General features: G+C 58.5%; 19 protein-coding genes. 1 reads left to right on the forward strand and 18 read right to left on the reverse strand.

Features of this window, described 5'->3' with window-relative positions; all coding sequences use genetic code 11:
• Positions 1–166: 166 nt before the first annotated feature.
• The 6 genes from AC07W5_RS09830 to AC07W5_RS09855 are packed head-to-tail and all read right to left on the reverse strand — an operon-like array spanning position 167 to position 5,128.
• Entirely contained in the window at positions 167–802 is a 636-nt protein-coding gene (locus AC07W5_RS09830) for a protein-L-isoaspartate(D-aspartate) O-methyltransferase (RefSeq protein WP_494992579.1), read from the reverse strand.
• Between the two features lie 41 nt (positions 803–843).
• Positions 844–1,593, reverse strand: a complete 750-nt coding sequence (surE, locus tag AC07W5_RS09835; RefSeq protein ID WP_494992578.1) for a 5'/3'-nucleotidase SurE — start codon at positions 1,591–1,593, stop codon at positions 844–846.
• Positions 1,581–2,639 carry a tRNA pseudouridine(13) synthase TruD gene (gene truD / locus AC07W5_RS09840; protein WP_495010319.1) on the reverse strand — a complete coding sequence of 353 codons (1,059 nt, stop codon included), beginning with the start codon at positions 2,637–2,639 and terminating at the stop codon, positions 1,581–1,583. The genes surE and truD overlap by 13 nt, the downstream gene beginning before the upstream one ends.
• The gene (ispF, locus tag AC07W5_RS09845; RefSeq protein WP_071551620.1) at positions 2,636–3,109 is read right to left on the reverse strand and encodes a 2-C-methyl-D-erythritol 2,4-cyclodiphosphate synthase; all 474 of its coding nucleotides are present in this window, start codon (positions 3,107–3,109) and stop codon (positions 2,636–2,638) included. Before ispF ends, truD begins: the two co-directional genes overlap by 4 nt.
• Positions 3,110–3,161: 52 nt before the next feature.
• On the reverse strand, positions 3,162–4,007 hold the full coding sequence (gene fghA, locus AC07W5_RS09850) for an S-formylglutathione hydrolase (RefSeq protein ID WP_494992576.1): 846 nt from the start codon (positions 4,005–4,007) through the stop codon (positions 3,162–3,164).
• Between the two features lie 8 nt (positions 4,008–4,015).
• Entirely contained in the window at positions 4,016–5,128 is a 1,113-nt protein-coding gene (locus AC07W5_RS09855) for an S-(hydroxymethyl)glutathione dehydrogenase/class III alcohol dehydrogenase (RefSeq protein ID WP_495010317.1), read from the reverse strand.
• A gap of 106 nt (positions 5,129–5,234) precedes the next feature.
• Between AC07W5_RS09855 and AC07W5_RS09860 the strand changes: the two genes are divergently transcribed.
• Positions 5,235–6,131, forward strand: a complete 897-nt coding sequence (locus tag AC07W5_RS09860) for a LysR substrate-binding domain-containing protein (RefSeq protein WP_494992574.1) — start codon at positions 5,235–5,237, stop codon at positions 6,129–6,131.
• Between the two features lie 52 nt (positions 6,132–6,183).
• On the opposite strand, the gene ispD is transcribed toward AC07W5_RS09860, so the two are convergent.
• From ispD to fabZ, 12 genes are all read right to left on the reverse strand, one after another.
• Positions 6,184–6,891: a 2-C-methyl-D-erythritol 4-phosphate cytidylyltransferase gene (gene ispD / locus AC07W5_RS09865; protein ID WP_494992573.1), complete on the reverse strand. Its 708-nt coding sequence runs from the start codon at positions 6,889–6,891 to the stop codon at positions 6,184–6,186.
• The gene (gene ftsB / locus AC07W5_RS09870; protein ID WP_494992572.1) at positions 6,888–7,166 is read right to left on the reverse strand and encodes a cell division protein FtsB; all 279 of its coding nucleotides are present in this window, start codon (positions 7,164–7,166) and stop codon (positions 6,888–6,890) included. Before ftsB ends, ispD begins: the two co-directional genes overlap by 4 nt.
• 289 nt (positions 7,167–7,455) lie before the next feature.
• The gene (gene eno, locus AC07W5_RS09875) at positions 7,456–8,745 is read right to left on the reverse strand and encodes a phosphopyruvate hydratase (RefSeq protein WP_494992571.1); all 1,290 of its coding nucleotides are present in this window, start codon (positions 8,743–8,745) and stop codon (positions 7,456–7,458) included.
• Positions 8,746–8,908: 163 nt separating this feature from the next.
• The gene (kdsA, locus tag AC07W5_RS09880; protein WP_494992570.1) at positions 8,909–9,754 is read right to left on the reverse strand and encodes a 3-deoxy-8-phosphooctulonate synthase; all 846 of its coding nucleotides are present in this window, start codon (positions 9,752–9,754) and stop codon (positions 8,909–8,911) included.
• 17 nt (positions 9,755–9,771) lie between these two features.
• Positions 9,772–11,403 carry a CTP synthase gene (pyrG, locus tag AC07W5_RS09885; protein ID WP_494992569.1) on the reverse strand — a complete coding sequence of 544 codons (1,632 nt, stop codon included), beginning with the start codon at positions 11,401–11,403 and terminating at the stop codon, positions 9,772–9,774.
• 273 nt (positions 11,404–11,676) lie between these two features.
• Positions 11,677–12,990 (reverse strand): tRNA lysidine(34) synthetase TilS, encoded by a 1,314-nt coding sequence (gene tilS / locus AC07W5_RS09890; protein ID WP_495023271.1) that lies wholly within the window; start codon positions 12,988–12,990, stop codon positions 11,677–11,679.
• Between the two features lie 136 nt (positions 12,991–13,126).
• Positions 13,127–14,074: an acetyl-CoA carboxylase carboxyltransferase subunit alpha gene (locus tag AC07W5_RS09895; RefSeq protein WP_494992567.1), complete on the reverse strand. Its 948-nt coding sequence runs from the start codon at positions 14,072–14,074 to the stop codon at positions 13,127–13,129.
• A gap of 151 nt (positions 14,075–14,225) precedes the next feature.
• Positions 14,226–17,747, reverse strand: coding sequence for a DNA polymerase III subunit alpha (dnaE, locus tag AC07W5_RS09900; protein WP_494992566.1), 3,522 nt, complete (start codon positions 17,745–17,747; stop codon positions 14,226–14,228).
• 75 nt (positions 17,748–17,822) lie between these two features.
• Positions 17,823–18,449: a ribonuclease HII gene (rnhB, locus tag AC07W5_RS09905; protein WP_494992769.1), complete on the reverse strand. Its 627-nt coding sequence runs from the start codon at positions 18,447–18,449 to the stop codon at positions 17,823–17,825.
• Between the two features lie 11 nt (positions 18,450–18,460).
• Positions 18,461–19,591: a lipid-A-disaccharide synthase gene (lpxB, locus tag AC07W5_RS09910; protein WP_494992565.1), complete on the reverse strand. Its 1,131-nt coding sequence runs from the start codon at positions 19,589–19,591 to the stop codon at positions 18,461–18,463.
• 2 nt (positions 19,592–19,593) lie between these two features.
• Positions 19,594–20,370, reverse strand: a complete 777-nt coding sequence (gene lpxA, locus AC07W5_RS09915) for an acyl-ACP--UDP-N-acetylglucosamine O-acyltransferase (protein WP_494992564.1) — start codon at positions 20,368–20,370, stop codon at positions 19,594–19,596.
• Positions 20,367–20,807: a 3-hydroxyacyl-ACP dehydratase FabZ gene (fabZ, locus tag AC07W5_RS09920; protein WP_494992563.1), complete on the reverse strand. Its 441-nt coding sequence runs from the start codon at positions 20,805–20,807 to the stop codon at positions 20,367–20,369. The genes lpxA and fabZ overlap by 4 nt, the downstream gene beginning before the upstream one ends.
• Between the last annotated feature and the right edge of the window lie 30 nt (positions 20,808–20,837).

The raw sequence follows: 20,837 nt of genomic DNA on the forward strand, positions 1-20,837 counted from the left end.
CAGGCCTGGAATGTCGCCAGTATAACCGGCCGTTCATTCTTTACCGCTGGCAAAGCGAAATCGAGAGAAGGACACAACTGCTGACCGACGTTCAATAGTGTTTATATGAATAGCCCGCTGTAAGACAAACGCTATCAAGCAGAATTCACCGCGATTAAACAAAAGCTCAAGCCAATGGACCGTTGAGTAAAGGCACAAAGCGTACAGCGTCCAGAACTTGCCGAGAGAAACCCTGCTCTTCACGAATGATCAGCATCAGATGTTGATCCTCACCCGCGCCGACCGGAATCACCAAGCGCCCGCCGGGAGCCAGCTGATCGAGCAAGGCCTGAGGGACATCGGTGGCAACAGCGGTAACAATGATGCCGTTGTACGGCGCCAGTGCCGGCCAGCCTTCCCAGCCATCGCCCCAGCGGAACACTACATTACGCAGGTTCAATTCGACCAGGCGCTCCTTGGCGCGATCTTGCAGCACTTTGATCCGTTCGACCGAGAACACACGCTCAACCAGTTGCGACAGGACCGCCGTCTGATAACCGGACCCGGTGCCTATCTCCAGAACTTTGTCCAATGGACCTGCCGCCAACAACAGCTCGCTCATGCGAGCCACCATATAGGGCTGGGAAATTGTCTGGTTATGGCCGATCGGCAACGCGGTGTCTTCATAGGCGCGGTGCGCCAGTGCCTCATCGACGAATAGATGACGCGGGGTACGGCGGATCACTTCCAATACCTGGGCGTTGGACAGTCCCTCCTCGTACAACCGCTGGATCAAGCGCTCGCGAGTTCGTTGAGAGGTCATACCGATACCTCGACGCAACAGGTCGTCTTGTTCACGCCCCATTAACGCAACCCCTCCAGCCAGCCATCGAGACTACTGAAGGCATCATTGAAGGTGCGATCGAGCTGCAACGGGGTGATCGAAACATAACCTTGCATCACCGCATGAAAGTCAGTGCCCGGGCCGCCGTCTTCGGCATCGCCTGCCGCCGCAATCCAATAACCGGACTTGCCTCGCGGGTCGACCACTTTCATCGGCGCCGCAGCACGGGCGCGATGGCCCAGACGGGTCAGCTGGATGCCACGTATGTGATCGAGCGGCAGATTGGGGATATTCACATTCAGCACAGTACGTGGTGGCAAATCCAGTTGGGCATGAGCCTCTACCAGTTTGCGCGCGAAGTACGCAGCGGTCGACAGGTTCTCGACCTGACGCGACACCAGCGAAAAGGCGAAGGATGGCCGATCCAGAAAACGCCCTTCCAGCGCGGCGGCGACGGTACCGGAATACAGCACATCGTCACCCAGGTTGGCACCCAGGTTGATCCCGGAAACCACCATGTCCGGCTCGCGCTCCAACAGACCATTGAGGCCCAGATGAACACAATCGGTGGGGGTTCCGTTGATGCTGATAAAGCCGTTTGCCAGGGTTTGCGGGTGCAACGGACGATCGAGTGTCAGCGAGCTGCTGGCGCCGCTTTTGTCTTGGTCCGGGGCGATAACCACGCACTCGGTGTAATCCGCCAGCGCAGCATAAAGCGCGGCGAGACCGGGTGCTGTTACCCCATCGTCGTTAGATATCAGAATACGCATGGGCTGTCCGTCTGCCCCACCGGCACCAGATCGACGAGTTCGCGCACCAATACAGTGGCGAAGCATCCGGCCGGCAGGACGAATTCCAGTTGCAGAATGTCAGGCTCGGGATAATGCCACGTCAACCCGCCAATGGGCAGCCGCAGGATGCGACGTTCATGGCTCATTCCGGCTTTAATCAACCAATCGCGCAGATCGGCTTCGCGGGCAGCGACTTCTTGCTCAAGAACATGAGTGGCGCCGCTCGCCGGTGACTCCCCCTCGCCCCACTGTGGCCCTGTCGGGTGCAGATCAAGGATCGCCAGACGCGGGTCGCTGCATTCCGCTTCGCCTGCCGGGAAAAAGCTGCGGCTATCGGTGAACGCGAGCAAATCGCCAATCTGCGCTCGCTGCCAACTGCCATCGGCGACACGGGCAGCCAGCACCTGATTGAACAGATAACTGCGGGCGGTCGAGAGTAAACGCGAGCGCACATTGCGCTGTTCCGGCAGGGCCTTGCGAGCGGCCCAGTCACGGGCATCGACCACATTGCCGCCCTGATGGCCGAAGCGCTGGGCACCGAAATAATTTGGAATGCCCTGCCTGGCGATCAGTTGCAGGCGCTCGTCGATAGCCGCCTTGTCCCCCACCAGTTCAGTCAAGCGCAGGGTAAAACCGTTGGCCGCGTGGGCACCGCGTTGCAACTTGCGTTTATGCCGAGTGCTTTTCAGAATTTTCAGCGTGTCGTTTTCTGCCGCCGACAGATCGGGGTCGGCCTTGCCCGGCAATTGCAGGCTGAACCACTGTCGGGTCAGCGCCTGGCGATCCTTCAACCCCGCGTAACTCACGGTGCGAAGCGGTACACCCGCAGCCTTGGCAATGCGCCGGGCCGCGTCTTCGGTGTTCAGGCCGCGCTTTTCCACCCATAACCACAGGTGTTCACCGTCGCCGCTCAAGGGAATATCCAGTACTTCGTCGACCTGAAAGTCTTCAGCGGTGGCTTTCAGTACCGCCGTCCCCAGTGCTTCGCCATAGGCACGCGGGCCGAGCAATTGCAGTTCGTTCATGCGCGCAGCAACAAGGCAACGGAGTGCACGGCAATGCCTTCTTCGCGACCGACAAAGCCGAGCTTTTCGGTGGTGGTAGCTTTCACGTTCACTTGATCCAACTCAACTTGAAGATCCGCGGCAATCAGCGCGCGCATCGATTCTATATGCGGGGCCATTTTTGGCGCCTGGGCAACGATGGTGTTATCGACATTACCGACCTTCCAGCCCTTGGCGTGAATCAGTGCGACAACATGACGCAACAGTACGCGGCTGTCAGCACCTTTGAATTGCGGGTCGGTGTCCGGGAAGTGTTTACCGATATCACCCAGCGCCGCCGCGCCGAGCAAGGCATCGCTCAACGAGTGCAGCAAGACGTCGCCGTCGGAATGGGCGAGCAGCCCGAAGCTGTGTGCAATTCGCACGCCGCCCAGAGTGATGAAATCGCCTTCAGCGAAACGGTGCACATCATAGCCGTGGCCAATACGCATAAAAAAACGCCCCGATTTAGTCAGGGCGTGATTCTACCTGCTTTGGCGGACATTAGGCGCCTAGAGCGTGTGCGTGATGTCGCAAGTGATCATCGATGAAGCTGGCGATGAAGAAATAGCTGTGGTCGTAGCCTGGTTGCAGACGCAAGGTCAGCGGATGGCCGGCAAGTTTCGCCGCCTGCTGTAGCGCTTCGGGCTTGAGCTGAGTGGCCAGAAAGTCATCTCGATCCCCCTGATCCACCAGTAACGGCAGCTTTTCACTGGCCTCGGCGATCAGCACACTGGCATCCCATTCGCGCCATTTCGAGCGCTCCTCACCCAGATAGCGGGAAAACGCCTTCTGCCCCCAAGGGCAATCCATCGGATTGTTGATCGGCGCAAAAGCCGACACCGACTGATAACGCCCGGGGTTGCGCAACGCACACACCAAGGCACCGTGGCCACCCATGGAGTGACCACTGATTCCACGCTTGTCGGACGCCGGGAAATGCGCCTCGACCAGTGCCGGCAACTCCTGCACCACGTAGTCATGCATCCGATAATGCCTGGCCCAAGGTTCCTGCGTGGCATTCAGATAAAAGCCCGCACCCAGTCCAAAATCCCAGGCGCCATCCGGATCACCCGGCACATCGACGCCGCGCGGACTGGTATCCGGTGCGACGATGATCAGACCAAGCTCGGCCGCCATGCGCATGGCACCAGCCTTGTGCATGAAGTTTTCGTCGGTGCAGGTCAATCCCGACAACCAGTACAACACCGGCAGATTGCCGCCCTGCTCCGCTTGCGGCGGCAGGTACACGGCAAACACCATGTCGCAGCCCAGTACTTCGGAATGATGTTTGTAGCGTTTATGCCAGCCACCGAAGCTCTTCTGGCATGAGAGGTTCTCCAGACTCATGACCGACCTCAGAAATGGATGACAGAGCGGATGCTTTTGCCTTCATGCATCAGGTCGAATGCCTTGTTGATGTCTTCCAGACCCATCGTGTGGGTAATGAAAGTGTCCAACGGGATTTCGCCGGTCTGGGCCATTTCGACGTAGCTTGGCAACTCCGTGCGACCGCGCACGCCACCGAACGCCGAACCGCGCCAGACGCGGCCGGTTACCAGTTGGAACGGACGGGTGGAAATCTCTTGGCCAGCACCGGCAACGCCGATGATCACCGACTCACCCCAGCCTTTGTGGCAGCATTCCAATGCAGCGCGCATCAGCTGCACGTTGCCGATGCACTCGAAGGAAAAGTCCACACCGCCATCGGTCATGTCGACGATAACGTCCTGAATCGGGCGATCGAAGTCTTTCGGGTTCACACAATCGGTGGCACCCAACTGCTTGGCGATTTCGAATTTGGCCGGGTTGATGTCGATGGCGATGATTCGCCCGGCTTTGGCTTTGACCGCACCGATGACCGCTGAAAGGCCAATGCCACCTAGACCGAAGATTGCCACGGTGTCGCCCGGTTTGACCTTGGCGGTGTTGATGACAGCGCCGATCCCCGTGGTGACGCCACAGCCCAGCAGGCAGACTTTTTCCAGTGGTGCGTCTTTAGGGATCTTCGCGACAGAGATTTCCGGCAACACCGTGTATTCGGAGAAGGTCGACGTACCCATGTAGTGGAAAATCGGCTGACCTTTGTAGGAGAAGCGCGTTGTGCCGTCTGGCATCAGGCCTTTGCCCTGGGTCGCACGGATGGCTTGGCAGAGGTTGGTTTTGCCTGACTTGCAGAATTTGCACTGGCCGCATTCCGGTGTGTACAGCGGAATCACGTGATCGCCCACCGCTACCGAAGTCACACCCTCGCCGATGGCCTCGACAATCGCGCCACCTTCGTGGCCGAGGATCGACGGGAATATGCCTTCCGGGTCGGCACCCGACAGGGTGTAGGCGTCGGTATGGCAAACGCCGGACGCGACCACACGCAACAGGACTTCACCGGCCTTGGGCATGGCGACATCGACTTCAACGATCTCGAGGGGTTTCTTGGCCTCGAAGGCAACGGCGGCGCGCGACTTGATCATCCTGACTCTCCAGCGAATAAAAACGAGACAGGGAGTGTAAAACACCGCCAAGCGATGAATAATCCAGCCAAAAGCAAAACATTATTGCTACACAGGGATAATCCTCATGTCCGAGAACCGCTGGGAAGGCATCGATGAGTTCGTCGCCGTCGCTGAATGCAACCAGTTCACGGCTGCCGCCGAACGCCTTGGGGTTTCGTCTTCGCACATCAGTCGACAAATCGTACGACTCGAAGAGCGCCTGCAAACCCGCCTGCTCTACCGCAGTACCCGCCGGGTGACGCTGACCGAAGCCGGGCAAACTTTCCTGCAACACTGCCAACGCTTGCAGGACGGACGCGAAGAAGCCTTGCGCGCAGTCGGCGACCTGACCAGCGAGCCCAAAGGCATGCTGCGCATGACCTGCGCAGTGGCGTATGGCGAGCGCTTTATCGTGCCGCTGGTGACCAGCTTCATGGGGCTTTATCCGCAATTGCGGGTCGATATCGAATTGAGCAACCGCCCGCTCGATCTGGTGCACGAAGGTCTGGATCTGGCGATTCGGCTTGGCCGCCTGCAAGACTCACGACTGGTAGCCACGCGCCTGGCACCACGGCGCATGTACTTGTGTGCCTCGCCGTCCTATCTGGAACGTTATGGTCGTCCGCACAGTTTGTCCGAGCTGAGCCGACACAACTGTTTGATCGGCAGCTCGGACATCTGGCAACTGGAGCAGGGCGGGAGAGAGTTTTCCCAGCGGGTACAGGGCAATTGGCGCTGCAACAGTGGGCAAGCGGTGCTGGACGCTGCGCTACAAGGCGTTGGGTTGTGTCAGCTGCCGGACTATTACGTGCTGGAACACCTGAAAAGCGGCGCACTGGTGTCGTTGCTGGATGCTCATCAACCACCGAACACCGCCGTCTGGGCGTTGTATCCGCAGCAACGGCATCTGTCGCCGAAGGTGCGCAAGCTGGTGGATTATCTGAAGGAGGGACTGGCCAAACGGCCGGAGTATCTGGAGTAGTTGCAACTCCACCCGTAGCAGCAGGCTTCGCCAGCTGCTACGAAAAGCTCTTCTACCGGCGATTCGCCCAGCGCAGGCGTAGCCACTCCAGGTCTTCGGGACGGGTGACCTTGATATTGTCCGAGCGACCTTCAATCAGGCGTGGGGCCAAACCTGCCCACTCCATGGCCGAGGCCTCGTCGGTGATCACCACGTCAGCCACCAGACTGTCAGCCAAGGCCCGATGCAATGCGCCGAGACGGAACATCTGTGGTGTATAGGCTTGCCAGATCAAACTGCGATCAACGGTTTCAACCACCCGCCCCTGTTTGTCGACACGTTTCAGGGTGTCGCGCGCTGGCACAGCCAATAGCCCGCCAACAGGATCATCCGCGAGCTCAATCAGCAGCTTGTCCAAATCATCGCGAGAAAGATTCGGTCGCGCGGCATCGTGGACCAACACCCAGTCCTCGTCGGCAGCGCCTTGTGCATGCAAATGCAGCAACGCGTTGAGTACCGAGCCCGAGCGCTCCTGACCGCCATCCACCCGCTGAATTCGCGGATCATGGGCGCAAGCCAGAGTCGGCCAATAGGGGTCATCAATAGCAAGACTGACCACCAGCCCCTTCAAGGCGGGATGGTCGAGGAAACAGCCGAGGCTGTGTTCGAGAATTGTGCGCCCACCCAGTTGCAAATATTGCTTGGGGCGGTCCGCAGCCATACGGGCACCAACGCCCGCGGCAGGAATCACGGCCCAGAAGGCCGGTAGCGTCTGAATCATTGGGCCAACTGGTAGAGGGTTTCACCCTCCTTGACCATGCCCAACTCATGGCGAGCCCGCTCTTCAACGGTCTCCATACCTTTTTTCAACTCAAGGACTTCGGCATCCAGAACGCGGTTACGCTCCAGCAGTGCCTCGTTTTCGGCGTGCTGGTCAGCAATTTGCTGGGTCAGCTCGGCGACCTGCGCCAGACTGCCATTCCCCACCCACAGGCGGTACTGCAGGCCAGCCAGCAGCAAGAGCAAGACGAGGAACAACCAATTGGGACTGCGCATCGAATATCGGGTTTCCAGTGAAAAAAGACAGCCATGCCAACAATTTTGAATCGACCAATAGCACGAAGCCTGGAAGAACCAGGCTCGTACTCTAAGACGTCAGATTAGTGGCAAAAAAGCCGCTGTAGCGTTCTTTCCGACACAATCCGGTGTCTTTTTACCATCTAGTGTCCCGCCTCACAAACACGCTCATCTTTTGACGAGTGGCTGTAGTCGTCAGGTAACGCTGCATGAAGGCAACAGACGCCGTCAAAAAGGAGCAGCTATTTGCGAGGCAGGATACTTCAGCTTAGCCGCGAAACTCGCTGCGGCCGTTGTACTTGGCCTTGGCGCCCAGTTGCTCTTCGATGCGCAGCAATTGGTTGTACTTGGAAACACGGTCGGAACGGCACAGCGAACCGGTTTTGATCTGGCCAGCCGAGGTGCCCACAGCCAGGTCGGCAATGGTCGAATCTTCGGTTTCGCCGGAACGGTGCGAGATCACCGCAGTGTAACCAGCAGCCTTGGCCATCTGGATGGCTTCCAGGGTTTCGGTCAGGGTGCCGATCTGGTTGAACTTGATCAGGATCGAGTTGGCGATCTTCTTGTCGATGCCCTCTTTCAGGATCTTGGTGTTGGTCACGAACAGGTCGTCGCCGACCAGTTGAACCTTGTCGCCGATCTTGTCGGTAAGGATTTTCCAGCCATCCCAGTCGGACTCATCCAGGCCATCTTCGATGGAGATGATCGGGTAACGGCTGGCCAGACCGGCCAGGTAGTCAGCGAAACCGGCAGCATCGAACACCTGGCCTTCGCCAGCCAGATCGTACTTGCCATTTTCGTAGAACTCGCTGGCAGCGCAATCCAGAGCCAGGGTGACGTCGGTGCCCAGCTTGTAACCAGCGTTGGCCACAGCTTCGGAGATCACTTTCAAAGCGTCTTCGTTGGACGCCAGGTTCGGCGCGAAACCACCTTCGTCACCGACGGCGGTGCTCAGGCCACGAGCCTTCAGCACAGCTTTGAGGTGATGGAAAATCTCGGTGCCCATGCGCAGGCCATCGGCGAAAGTCTTGGCGCCAACCGGCTGAACCATGAATTCCTGGATGTCGACGTTGTTATCGGCGTGCTCGCCACCGTTGATGATGTTCATCATCGGAACCGGCATCGAGTAAACACCCGGGGTGCCGTTCAGGTTGGCGATGTGCGCATACAGAGGCAGGTCCTGGTCCTGTGCTGCTGCCTTGGCCGCGGCCAGGGAAACGGCGAGGATCGCATTGGCGCCCAGGGTTGCCTTGTTTTCGGTACCGTCCAGCGCGATCATCGCGCGGTCCAGTGCCTGCTGGTCAACCGGATCCTTACCCAGCAACAGGTCACGAATCGGACCGTTGATGTTGGCTACAGCCTTGAGCACACCCTTGCCCAGGTAACGGCTCTTGTCGCCATCACGCAGCTCGAGTGCTTCACGCGAGCCAGTGGAAGCACCGGACGGCGCGCATGCACTGCCGATGATGCCGTTATCGAGAAGCACATCCGCTTCGACGGTGGGATTGCCACGGGAGTCGAGAACTTCACGACCTTTGATGTCGACGATTTTTGCCATTGTTGTAAACACTCCAAAGTTGACTAGAACGCTGTGGGAGCATGGCTTGCCAGCGAAGGAGCCCACAAGGACACCATCGCCGGCAAGCCGTACTCCTACAAGAGCAGTGCGGCCCGCAGGCCAGAGCGATAAATCGAGCGGTACTTTACCGGAGAAATCAGGTTTACGCGGTTTCTACTGTCGGAAAACTCTTCACTAGTTCATCCAGAGCCTTGAGCTGGGCCAGGAATGGCTCCAGCTTGTCCAGACGCAAGGCGCAAGGGCCATCGCATTTGGCGTTGTCCGGATCTGGATGCGCTTCGAGGAACAAGCCAGCCAACGACTGACTCATGCCAGCCTTGGCCAGATCAGTGACCTGGGCGCGACGACCACCGGCGGAATCGGAGCGACCGCCAGGCATTTGCAGCGCGTGGGTCACATCGAAAAATACCGGGTATTCGAACTGCTTCATGATGCCGAAGCCGAGCATGTCCACAACTAGGTTGTTGTAGCCGAAACTCGAACCGCGCTCACAGAGGATCAACTGATCGTTACCCGCCTCTACACACTTGCTCAGAATGTGTTTCATTTCATGAGGGGCGAGAAACTGGGCTTTCTTGATGTTGATCACCGCGCCGGTCTTGGCCATGGCCACCACCAGATCGGTCTGCCGCGACAGGAAGGCTGGCAGCTGGATGATGTCGCAGACCTCGGCGACCACCGCAGCCTGTTCAGGCTCGTGGACGTCAGTAATGATCGGCACACCGAACGCCTGTTTAACGTCCTGGAAAATCCGCATCCCCTCTTCCAGGCCCGGGCCACGATAAGAGGTCACGGACGAGCGGTTAGCCTTGTCGAAGCTGGCCTTGAACACGTAAGGGATACCGAGTTTTTCAGTAACCCGCACGTACTCTTCACAGACCTGCATAGCCATGTCGCGGCTTTCCAGCACGTTCATGCCGCCGAACAGCACCATCGGCTTATCGTTGGCGATCTCGATGTTGCCTACGCGGATGATTTTCTGCGCCATGCGTTTTATCTCCGGGCTCAAGCTTTCTTCTGATGCTGAACCAAAGCAGCCTTGACGAAGCCGCTGAACAACGGGTGACCGTCGCGCGGTGTCGAGGTGAACTCAGGGTGGAACTGGCACGCGACGAACCATGGGTGATCCGGTGCTTCAACCACTTCAACCAACGCGCCATCACCGGAACGACCGGAGATTTTCAGGCCGGCTTCCATCAGGCTCGGCAGCAGCTTGTTGTTCACTTCATAACGATGACGATGACGCTCGACGATGACGTCCTTGGCATAGCAGTCATGGACCAGGGACCCGGCTTCCAGCAGGCAATCCTGAGCGCCGAGACGCATGGTGCCACCCAGATCGGAGGTTTCGGTGCGGGTTTCGACTGCGCCGGTGGCGTCTTCCCACTCGGTGATCAAGCCAACGACCGGGTGACCGCTGTTGCGATCGAATTCAGTGGAGTTGGCGTCTTTCCAGCCCAGCACGTTACGAGCGAACTCGATCACGGCCACCTGCATACCGAGGCAGATACCCAGGTAAGGAATCTTGTTTTCGCGAGCGAATTGAACGGCGGTGATCTTGCCTTCCACGCCACGCAGACCGAAACCGCCTGGCACCAGAATCGCATCGACGCCATCAAGCAGCGCAGTGCCCTGGTTCTCGATGTCTTCGGAATCGATGTAACGCAGGTTGACCTTGGTGCGGTTGCTGATACCGGCGTGACTCATCGCTTCGATCAGCGACTTGTAGGCGTCCAGCAGCTCCATGTACTTGCCGACCATGGCGATGGTGACTTCGTGCTCCGGGTTGAGCTTGGCGTCAACCACGGCTTCCCACTCGGACAGATCGGCACCAGCACATTGCAGGCCGAAACGCTCGACGACGAAATCATCCAGGCCCTGGGAGTGCAGAATGCCCGGGATCTTGTAGATGGTGTCGGCGTCTTCCAGCGCGATGACCGCACGTTCTTCAACGTTGGTGAACTGCGCGATCTTGCGGCGCGAAGAGATATCGATCGGGTGGTCGGAACGGCACACCAGCACGTCTGGCTGCAAGCCGATGGAACGCAGCTCCTTGACCGAATGCTGAGTAGGCTTGGTTTTGGTTTCACCGGCAGTGGCGATGTACGGTACCAGCGTCAGGTGCATCAGCATCGCGCGTTTGGCGCCAACTTCGAAACGCAATTGACGGATCGCTTCGAGGAACGGTTGGGATTCGATGTCACCCACGGTGCCACCGATCTCGACCATGGCCACGTCGGCATCGCCGGCGCCCTTGATGATCCGGCGCTTGATCTCGTCGGTGATGTGCGGAATCACCTGGATCGTTGCGCCCAGATAATCACCACGGCGCTCCTTGCGCAGGACGTGTTCGTAGACACGGCCGGTGGTGAAGTTGTTGTTCTGGGTCATGGTCGTGCGGATGAACCGCTCGTAGTGGCCCAAGTCCAGGTCGGTTTCGGCGCCGTCGTGGGTGACGAACACTTCACCGTGCTGGAACGGGCTCATGGTGCCCGGATCAACGTTGATGTAGGGGTCCAGTTTGAGCATGGTGACCTTAAGTCCCCGCGCCTCCAGGATGGCTGCCAATGAAGCCGAGGCAATGCCTTTCCCCAATGAAGAAACAACACCGCCCGTGACGAAGATGTAGCGCGTCATGAAAAACCCTAGAAGTCTGCGTTAAAGCGGTCAGAGCCGCCGGGGAAAGCGAAGGAAGGCCGAAGCCCCCGATCACCTGCATTAATTACAGTGCATCTTTCGAAAAATTGCTGCGTTGGAACAGATCGGCACAGAACACCGATACGGTACGCGCTACACATTTTTTTGAGAATCGCCCAGCAAAGACTGCTTGGTAATCGGCAACTCCTGTAATTCATGGGAATCCACAGAAGTTGTATCAAGAAGGGAGCGTAGTCTACCGGAAAGCCCCTTTCAGCTCAAACCTTGATCGCTCGTCGGTGGCAGCCAATGCAATTGCCAACATTCATGGGCACTTGCGCTCAGTCCAGGGAGGTTCGCAACCGCTAGTAATTGCTCACCGCGGTACACCAGCGGCAATCTGCCACGGGCGAACAATGGCAGGCGGCTTTCGTTGAGCAAGCGCTTCAGGTCCCGGTGACCACGCCCCGGCAGGTGCATGACTTCACCGCCCTGACGGTAATGAACGTGTAATGGCCCTTCGGGGATTTGACCACTGAATCTCAGCCTACCGTTATCGGGCAACAGCAAAGCCGAGGCCGCATCCGTCCAGATCGGAGCCGGTTCCGGAGCTCGCAGCCAACTGCCAGACAGCCACCAGATTCGCCCTGCGGCCCGATGCAACTCTCCGTCTGCCAGACACCAGATGGGCCTTGCATCGCCCGCAGCGTCGCGCAAGGCCTGCCAGCCCGACCAGTGGTCGCTATCAGGCAAAAGGGTCCACGCGGCCAGCCAGTGACTCAAGGCATTGCGCTGGCGAGCCAACGACAGATTTTCCAGGGGGGCCAACGCCAGCGACGGTAATCCCAGCCAATCGAACTCGCTGACAGTGCAGACATTAGCGAGATCCATTTCAGCCAGCTCATCGAGCAGCCCTTGCGCCTCACTCAGATGCGCAGCACTACGAGCGATGGTCGTCACCGCCTGTGGCCAGCGCTCGGTCAGTACCGGGAACACCTGATGGCGCAAATAATTGCGGGAGAACTGCCGATCATCATTCGAGGGATCTTCGATCCAGTTCAACTGATGTTCAGCGGCATAAGCCTCCAACTCGGCCCGCGACACATGGAGCAGTGGTCGCAGCAAATGTCCGTGCCCCAGCGGGCGCTGTTCGGGCATCGCCGACAACCCTCTCACCCCTGCCCCACGCAACAAACGGAAAAGCAGTGTTTCAGCCTGATCGTCGCGGTGCTGAGCGGTCAACAGCAATTCATTGGCCCCGGTCGCCGCGATGAAGGCGCCATAACGCGCATCCCGGGCGGCACGCTCAAGACTGGCGCCGGGCCGGACCTCGACGCGAATCACCTGCAGCGGCACGCCCAACGCATCACAGACCGACTGACAATGTTCCGGCCACGCATCGGCCACAGCCTGAAGGCCGTGATGGACATGGATGGCAGAGAGTGTCGGCAGGGATTCGGTTTTAGCGAGTTGCACGAGCAGATGCAGCAGAACGGTGGAGTCGAGTCCGCCGGAGAAGGCGATGCGCCAGGTCGAGGCGTTGCGCCAGGGGGCAAGTTGCTTGAGAAGTGTTGCGCAAAGAGTCATGAACGCACCAAAACCTGTAGGAGCCGAGCTTGCTCGCGATGAACGATAACGCGATCAGTCAGATTGACCGAGGCGCCTCTATCGCGGGCAAGCCGGATCGCCGCACCGCTCGCTCCTACAGTAGATCAGCGTCAAATCAGAGACCGTAGCTCATCAGACGCTCGTAGCGACGAGCCAACAGCTTGTCGTTATCCAGCTTCTTCAACATCGCCAGTTGCGAGCTGAGTTCGGCACGGATCGACGCTGCTGCGCCAGCCGGATCACGGTGCGCACCACCCAGCGGCTCATTGATAACCTTGTCGACAATACCCAGGCCTTTGAGGCGCTCGGCAGTAATGCCCATGGCTTCAGCCGCATCCGGTGCCTTCTCGGCAGTTTTCCACAGAATCGAGGCGCAACCTTCCGGAGAGATAACCGCGTAAGTCGAGTATTGCAGCATGTTCAGCTGATCGCAGACACCGATCGCCAGCGCACCACCGGAACCGCCCTCACCGATCACGGTGGCAATGATTGGGGTTTTCAGGCGTGCCATGACGCGCAGGTTCCAGGCAATCGCTTCGCTCTGGTTGCGCTCTTCAGCGTCGATGCCAGGGTATGCGCCCGGAGTGTCGATGAAGGTCAGGATCGGCATCTTGAAGCGTTCGGCCATTTCCATCAGACGGCAGGCCTTACGATAGCCTTCCGGACGTGGCATGCCAAAGTTGCGGCGAACTTTCTCGCGCACTTCGCGGCCTTTCTGGTGACCGATGATCATCACCGGCTGGTCGTCCAGACGGGCAACACCACCGACAATGGCAGCATCGTCGGAGAAGTGCCGATCGCCGTGCAGCTCATCGAACTCGGTGAAAATGTGTTCGATGTAGTCGAGGGTATACGGGCGACGCGGGTGACGCGCCAGGCGCGCGATCTGCCAGCTGGTCAGCTTGCCGAAGATGTCCTCGGTCAGTGTGCTGCTTTTGTCTTGCAGACGAGAGATTTCATCGCCGATATTCAGCGAATTGTCATTACCGACCAAGCGCAACTCTTCGATCTTGGCTTGCAGGTCGGCGATCGGCTGTTCGAAATCAAGAAAATTCGGGTTCATAGGCGTCCGTCTTGGGTCGACGTCCAAGAGAGCTTGGGCCGGCCAGTTGTCTATTCGCGCCCTACCTTAAGGGAGAGGCGCGTTCAGGTCGAGATTAAAAATTTGGTCGAGATCAGGGCGTGCTCAAATGACAAAGAGCGGCACCTCACCGTCAACGGTATTGGAGGAAGACGTTGTCTCGCCCGAACTGGTCACGCAGGGCTTGAATCAAGCTGTCTGCCGGGTCTATTCGCCAGGTTTCGCCAAACTGCAGCAACGCCCTGGCGTCCGGGCCGGTGTACTCCACGGTAATCGGGCACGCCCCGCGATGACGCTTGAACAACTCGCCCAGCCAACGAAGCCGATCACCTTTCAAGGCCTCGGTGTGCACCTTCAGGCGCAGGCTTTCGGCCAGATTGGTGCGAGCATCTTCCATGCTCATTACCCGCTTGACTCGCAGGCGCAGGCCGCCGGAGAAGTCGTCGTTGCTGACTTCACCTTCGACCACCACCATCGCATCGGTCTGCAACAAGGACTGTGCCGAGTGGAACGCCTCGGCAAACAGCGACGCTTCGATGCGCGCCGAGCGATCGTCGAGGGTAATGAAACCCATCTTGTCGCCCTTTTTGTTCTTCATCACCCGCAGTGCGATGATCATGCCCGCGACCGTCTGAGTATCCCGAGCCGGCTTCAGGTCGATGATGCGCTGACGGGCAAAGCGTCGGATTTCACCCTCGTATTCATCGATCGGGTGACCGGTGAGGTACAGGCCGAGGGTTTCCTTCTCCCCGCGCAGACGATCCTTGAGCGTCAATTCCTTGGCCTTGCGGTGGCTGGCGTAGACGTCGGCGTCTTCTTCGACGAACAGGCCGCCAAACAGGTCCGCATGACCGCTGTCATGGGTGCGAGCGGTTTGTTCAGCTGCCTTGATCGCCTCCTCCATTGCCGCCAGCAATACCGCACGGTTCTGGTCGATGCCGGCCTGATAGGCTTTCGGCTCGTCATGGAAGTACGGACCGAGGCGATCCAGCGCGCCGCTGCGGATCAAACCGTCCAGCGTGCGCTTGTTGATGCGTTTGAGGTCAACCCGGGCGCAGAAATCGAACAGGTCCTTGAACGGCCCCTCCTGACGCGCCTCGGTGATGGCTTCCACCGGACCTTCACCAACACCCTTGATCGCACCGAGGCCGTAAACGATGCGGCCTTCGTCGTTCACCGTAAACTTGAATTCGGAGGTATTCACATCCGGCGCGTCGAGGCGCAGCTTCATGGTGCGCACTTCTTCGATCAAGGTCACGACCTTGTCGGTGTTGTGCATATCCGCAGAAAGTACCGCGGCCATGAACGGTGCCGGATAGTGAGTCTTCAGCCATGCCGTCTGGTACGAGACCAGCCCATAGGCGGCCGAGTGGGATTTGTTGAAGCCATAACCGGCAAATTTCTCTACCAGGTCGAAGATGTTACCGGCAAGGTCGGCATCGATATTATTGGTCGCGCAACCTTCAATGAAACCGCCGCGCTGCTTGGCCATTTCCTCGGGCTTTTTCTTACCCATGGCTCGACGCAGCATGTCCGCACCACCGAGGGTGTAACCGGCCATGACCTGCGCAATCTGCATCACCTGTTCCTGATACAGGATGATGCCGTAGGTCGGCGCCAATACTGGCTTCAAGCCTTCGTACTGGTAATCGGAGTGCGGGTAGGCGAGTTCGGCGCGACCGTGCTTACGGTTGATGAAGTCATCCACCATGCCCGATTGCAGCGGGCCCGGACGGAACAACGCCACCAGTGCGATCAAGTCTTCCAGGCAGTCGGGCTTGAGCTTTTTGATCAGCTCTTTCATGCCGCGCGATTCGAGCTGGAACACCGCAGTGGTTTCAGCTTTTTGCAGCAGCGTGTAGGTCGGCTTGTCGTCCAGCGGAATAAACGCAATATCCAGCGGCGGCTCGTTGACCTTGGCGCGGTCACGGTTGATGGTTTTCAGCGCCCAATCGATGATGGTCAGGGTCCGCAGCCCCAGGAAGTCGAACTTCACCAGACCGGCGGCCTCGACGTCGTCCTTGTCGAACTGGGTTACCAGACCGTCGCCTTCCTCATCGCAATAGATCGGCGAGAAGTCGGTGAGTTTGGTCGGTGCGATAACCACGCCACCGGCGTGCTTGCCCACGTTACGCACAACACCTTCAAGCTTGCGCGCCATCTCCCAGATTTCCGCGGCTTCTTCATCGATCTTGATGAAGTCCCGGAGGATTTCTTCCTGCTCGTAGGCTTTTTCCAGGGTCATGCCGACTTCGAAGGGAATCATCTTCGACAGCCGATCCGCCAAGCCGTAGGACTTGCCTTGCACCCGTGCCACGTCACGAATCACAGCTTTCGCCGCCATGGAGCCGAAGGTAATGATCTGGCTTACCGCGTTGCGACCATATTTCTCGGCCACATATTCAATTACGCGATCACGACCATCCATGCAGAAGTCGACGTCGAAGTCGGGCATGGAAACTCGTTCCGGGTTAAGGAACCGCTCGAACAGCAGGTCATATTCCAACGGGTCAAGGTCGGTGATCTTCTGCACGTAGGCCACCAGCGATCCGGCACCTGACCCTCGACCCGGACCGACCGGCACACCGTTACTCTTGGCCCACTGGATAAAGTCCATAACGATCAGGAAGTAACCGGGGAAACCCATCTGGATGATGATATCCAGCTCGAAATTCAACCGGTCGACGTAGACCTGGCGCTTGGCCTCATAATCTTCGGTAGTGTCCTTGGGCAGCAGGACGGACAACCGCTCCTCCAGGCCGTCGAACGAGACCTTGCGGAAATACTCATCGATGGTCATGCCATCGGGAATCGGGAAGTTGGGCAGGAAGTGCTTGCCCAGCTTCACTTCGATGTTGCAGCGCTTGGCGATCTCGACCGAGTTTTCCAGCGCTTCAGGCAAGTCGCTGAACAACTCAGCCATTTCATCGGCGCTTTTGAGGTACTGCTGGTCGCTGTAGTTCTTCGAACGGCGCGGATCGTCGAGGGCGCGGCCTTCGCCGATGCAGACGCGGGTTTCGTGGGCTTCGAAGTCTTCGCGCTTGAGGAAGCGCACGTCGTTGGTTGCCACCAATGGCGCGCCGATCTTCTCGGCCAGGGCGACGGCACCGTGCAGTTGCTCTTCGTCATTCGGGCGATTGGTGCGCTGTACTTCCAGATAGAAACGATCCGGGAACACCGCCATCCATTCACGGGCCAGCGTCTCCGCCTCATCCGGATTGCCGCCAAGCAGAGCAATACCGATCTCGCCCTCCTTCGCCGCCGACAGCATGATCAAGCCTTCGCTGGCCTCGGCCACCCACTCGCGCTCGATGATGATCTGGCCATTGCGCTGACCATCGATAAAGCCGCGGGAGATCAACTCGGTGAGATTGCGATAACCGACGCCATTCATTGCCAACAGGCTAATGCGGCTGAGCGGGTTTTCAGGATCCTTGTTCGACAGCCACAGGTCAGCACCGCAGATCGGCTTGATCCCGGCGCCCATGGCTGCCTTGTAAAACTTGACCAGGGAACACATGTTGTTCTGGTCGGTGACTGCCACGGCAGGCATGTTCATGCCGACCAGCGTCTTGACCAGCGGTTTGATCCGCACCAGACCGTCGACCAGGGAATATTCAGTGTGCAGGCGTAGGTGAACGAATGAAGCCGGCATAGTGATCCTGTCATAAGCGTGAAGACAACAAGGCCCGGATTGTACCGGGCCCTGAGCAAAACATCAGCCTGTTGACTAAACCTCAGTCAACCCTTCCAGCGCCTCATACGCCAGACGCACAGGCGCGAACGAGCGTCGGTGAATCGGCGTCGGACCCAAGCGGGCCAAGGCCTCCAGATGTACGGGAGTCGGGTAGCCTTTGTGCCCGCCAATGCCGTAGCCAGGGTAAATCAATTCGAAAGCAGCCATTTCACGGTCACGGCTAACCTTTGCCAGAATCGAAGCTGCGGCAATCGCCGGGACCTTGCTATCACCCTTGACCACCGCTTCAGCCGGCATCGCCAGCTTCGGGCAGCGGTTGCCGTCGATCATCGCCAGTTTTGGGGTGATGCTTAGCCCTTCCACTGCGCGCTGCATGGCCAGCATGGTGGCGTGCAAGATATTCAGCTCGTCGATTTCTTCAACTTCAGCCCGGGCAATGCACCAGCTCAGGGCCTTTTCACAGATCTCGTCATAAAGCTTTTCGCGACGGGCTTCGGTGAGCTTTTTCGAATCGTTGAGCCCGAGAATCGGCCGATTCGGATCGAGAATCACCGCCGCGGTCACCACAGCACCGCATAAAGGCCCGCGTCCGACTTCATCAACACCGGCAACCAGGTCTTCAGCGTCGGCAACCAAGGTGAAATCCAGACCCATTTGCATCTTTACACCACTCATACTGGTTTGCCGATCAGGTTCAATACCGCTTCGGCGGCCTGATTCGAGGCATCGCGACGCAAGGTCCGATGAATCTCGTCAAAACCACGGGTTTGTTCTTCGCCGCCGTCGATCAATGGCAACACCGTCTGCGCAAGCGCCTCGGCAGTTGCATCGTCCTGCAACAACTCGGGCACCAGCAAACGCTGCGCCAGCAAGTTCGGCAGAGATATATAGGGGCTTTTTACCATGCGCTTGAGAATCCAGAACGTCAGCGGCGCCAGGCGATAAGCGACCACCATCGGCCGCTTGTACAGCAGCGCTTCCAGGGTCGCGGTGCCGGAGGCAATCAACACTGCGTCACAGGCAGCGAGAGCCTGATGGGAACGTCCGTCGAGCAGAGTCAACGGCAAGTCGCGGCCTGCCAGCAACTCTTCGAGCTGCACACGGCGCTCAGGACTGGCGCATGGCATGACAAAACGCACGCCTGGACGCAAGGCACGCAGACGCTCGGCGGTGTCAAGAAACAAACCTCCCAGACGACCGACCTCGCCACCGCGACTACCCGGCATCAAGGCAACCAGGGGTCCATCAGGCAACCCCAGCTCTGCACGGACTGCGGCGCGATCTGCCTCAAGCGGGATCGCATCGGCCAGGGAGTGACCGACAAAACGTACCGGCACGCCCTTCTCTTCGTAGAATTTCGCCTCGAACGGAAACAGCGTCAGCATCAGATCGCAACCTTCACGAATCTTCAGCACGCGCTTCTGACGCCAGGCCCAGACAGACGGGCTAACGTAGTGCACGGTCTTGATCCCGGCCTGCCGCAGTTTGAGTTCGATATTCAGTGTGAAGTCCGGCGCATCGATACCGATGAATACGTCCGGCTTCTCCGCGATCAAGGTCTGAATAAGCTTTTTGCGTCGAGCCAGCAGCTCACGCAAACGCCCCAGAACCTCAACCAGCCCCATGACGGCCAGACGCTCCATCGGGAAATAGGAAGTCAAGCCTTCGGCCTGCATCAGCGGTCCGCCGACACCGATAAACTCAACCGCAGGATGTTGTGCCTTGAGGGCGCGCATCAAGCCAGCGCCCAAGATATCGCCGGAGGCCTCGCCCGCCACCAGTGCAACACGCAAAGTGGCCATGATTAACGAGTAATGCCGCGAGTCGAAGACTGGATAGAATCACGGAAAACCGCGACTTCCGGAAACTGTGCGGACGGCTCGGCCAGCTCGGCAAGTGCCTGATCGACAGTCAGCCCTTGACGGTAAACCACCTTGTAGGCGCGACGCAGAGCGTGGATCGCGTCGTCGCTGAAACCACGACGGCGCATGCCTTCGAAGTTCATGCTGCGCGCCTCGGCAGGGTTGCCGAACACCGTGACGTAGGCCGGAACATCCTTGCCGATAGCGGTACCCATGCCAGAAAAGCTGTGAGCGCCGATATGGCAGTACTGATGAACCAGGGTAAAGCCGGAGAGAATCGCCCAGTCTTCAACATGCACATGACCGGCCAACGCGGTGTTGTTGACCAGAATGCAATGGTTGCCGATGACACTGTCGTGGCCGATGTGCGCATAGGCCATGATCAGATTGTGATCGCCCAGGGTCGTTTCGGCACGATCCTGAATGGTCCCACGGTGAATGGTTACGCCTTCACGGATGACGTTATGGTCGCCGATCACCAGACGTGTTTCTTCACCTTTGTATTTGAGATCGGGCGTGTCCTCACCTACCGAGGAAAACTGGTAGATGCGGTTTTGCTTACCGATTCGGGTCGGGCCTTTGAGAATCACATGTGGCCCGATCACTGTACCCTCGCCGATTTCCACACCAGCGCCGATGATCGACCAGGGGCCGACCTCGACGTCGTCGGCCAGAACGGCCGTCGGATCGATGATTGCGCGAGGGTCAATCAAACTCATAGTTTGCGTTCCGCGCAAATGATCTCGGCGGAGCAGACCGGCTTGCCATCGACCGAAGCCTGGCATTCAAACTTCCAGATCTGACGCTTGCAGCTCAAGAACCTGGCTTCAAGAATCAACTGATCACCTGGCAGTACCGGCTGGCGGAAGCGCAGCTTGTCGGAACCGACGAAATAGTAAAGGGTGCCATCGGCCGGTTTCACATCCAGCATCTTGAAACCAAGGATACCGGCAGCCTGAGCCATCGCCTCGATAATCAGCACGCCCGGCATGATCGGATGTGCCGGAAAGTGACCATTGAAGAATGGTTCGTTGATGCTGACATTCTTGTAGGCACGAATGCACTTGCCTTCAACATCCAGATCCACTACCCGGTCCACCAACAGGAAAGGGTAACGGTGAGGCAGGTATTCGCGAATCTCGTTGATGTCCATCATTTCGGGGGGAAGCCTGTAGTAAAGATTGGG

The sequence above is a fragment of the Pseudomonas sp. GW821-FHT01E05 genome (assembly GCF_059422425.1).

Coding starts and splice junctions, on each gene's coding strand:
- AC07W5_RS09855 (WP_495010317.1), bottom strand. CDS start 5,128: ATGATCAAGTCGCGCGCCGCCGTTGCCTTCGAGGCCAAGAAACCCCTC.
- rnhB (WP_494992769.1), bottom strand. CDS start 18,449: ATGCAAATGGGTCTGGATTTCACCTTGGTTGCCGACGCTGAAGACCTG.
- ftsB (WP_494992572.1), bottom strand. CDS start 7,166: ATGCGCAGTCCCAATTGGTTGTTCCTCGTCTTGCTCTTGCTGCTGGCT.
- truD (WP_495010319.1), bottom strand. CDS start 2,639: ATGAACGAACTGCAATTGCTCGGCCCGCGTGCCTATGGCGAAGCACTG.
- kdsA (WP_494992570.1), bottom strand. CDS start 9,754: ATGGCGCAGAAAATCATCCGCGTAGGCAACATCGAGATCGCCAACGAT.
- tilS (WP_495023271.1), bottom strand. CDS start 12,990: ATGACTCTTTGCGCAACACTTCTCAAGCAACTTGCCCCCTGGCGCAAC.
- lpxA (WP_494992564.1), bottom strand. CDS start 20,370: ATGAGTTTGATTGACCCTCGCGCAATCATCGATCCGACGGCCGTTCTG.
- AC07W5_RS09860 (WP_494992574.1), top strand. CDS start 5,235: ATGTCCGAGAACCGCTGGGAAGGCATCGATGAGTTCGTCGCCGTCGCT.
- fghA (WP_494992576.1), bottom strand. CDS start 4,007: ATGAGTCTGGAGAACCTCTCATGCCAGAAGAGCTTCGGTGGCTGGCAT.
- AC07W5_RS09830 (WP_494992579.1), bottom strand. CDS start 802: ATGACCTCTCAACGAACTCGCGAGCGCTTGATCCAGCGGTTGTACGAG.
- AC07W5_RS09895 (WP_494992567.1), bottom strand. CDS start 14,074: ATGAACCCGAATTTTCTTGATTTCGAACAGCCGATCGCCGACCTGCAA.
- ispF (WP_071551620.1), bottom strand. CDS start 3,109: ATGCGTATTGGCCACGGCTATGATGTGCACCGTTTCGCTGAAGGCGAT.
- surE (WP_494992578.1), bottom strand. CDS start 1,593: ATGCGTATTCTGATATCTAACGACGATGGGGTAACAGCACCCGGTCTC.
- dnaE (WP_494992566.1), bottom strand. CDS start 17,747: ATGCCGGCTTCATTCGTTCACCTACGCCTGCACACTGAATATTCCCTG.
- ispD (WP_494992573.1), bottom strand. CDS start 6,891: ATGATTCAGACGCTACCGGCCTTCTGGGCCGTGATTCCTGCCGCGGGC.
- pyrG (WP_494992569.1), bottom strand. CDS start 11,403: ATGACGCGCTACATCTTCGTCACGGGCGGTGTTGTTTCTTCATTGGGG.
- lpxB (WP_494992565.1), bottom strand. CDS start 19,591: ATGGCCACTTTGCGTGTTGCACTGGTGGCGGGCGAGGCCTCCGGCGAT.
- eno (WP_494992571.1), bottom strand. CDS start 8,745: ATGGCAAAAATCGTCGACATCAAAGGTCGTGAAGTTCTCGACTCCCGT.
- fabZ (WP_494992563.1), bottom strand. CDS start 20,807: ATGATGGACATCAACGAGATTCGCGAATACCTGCCTCACCGTTACCCT.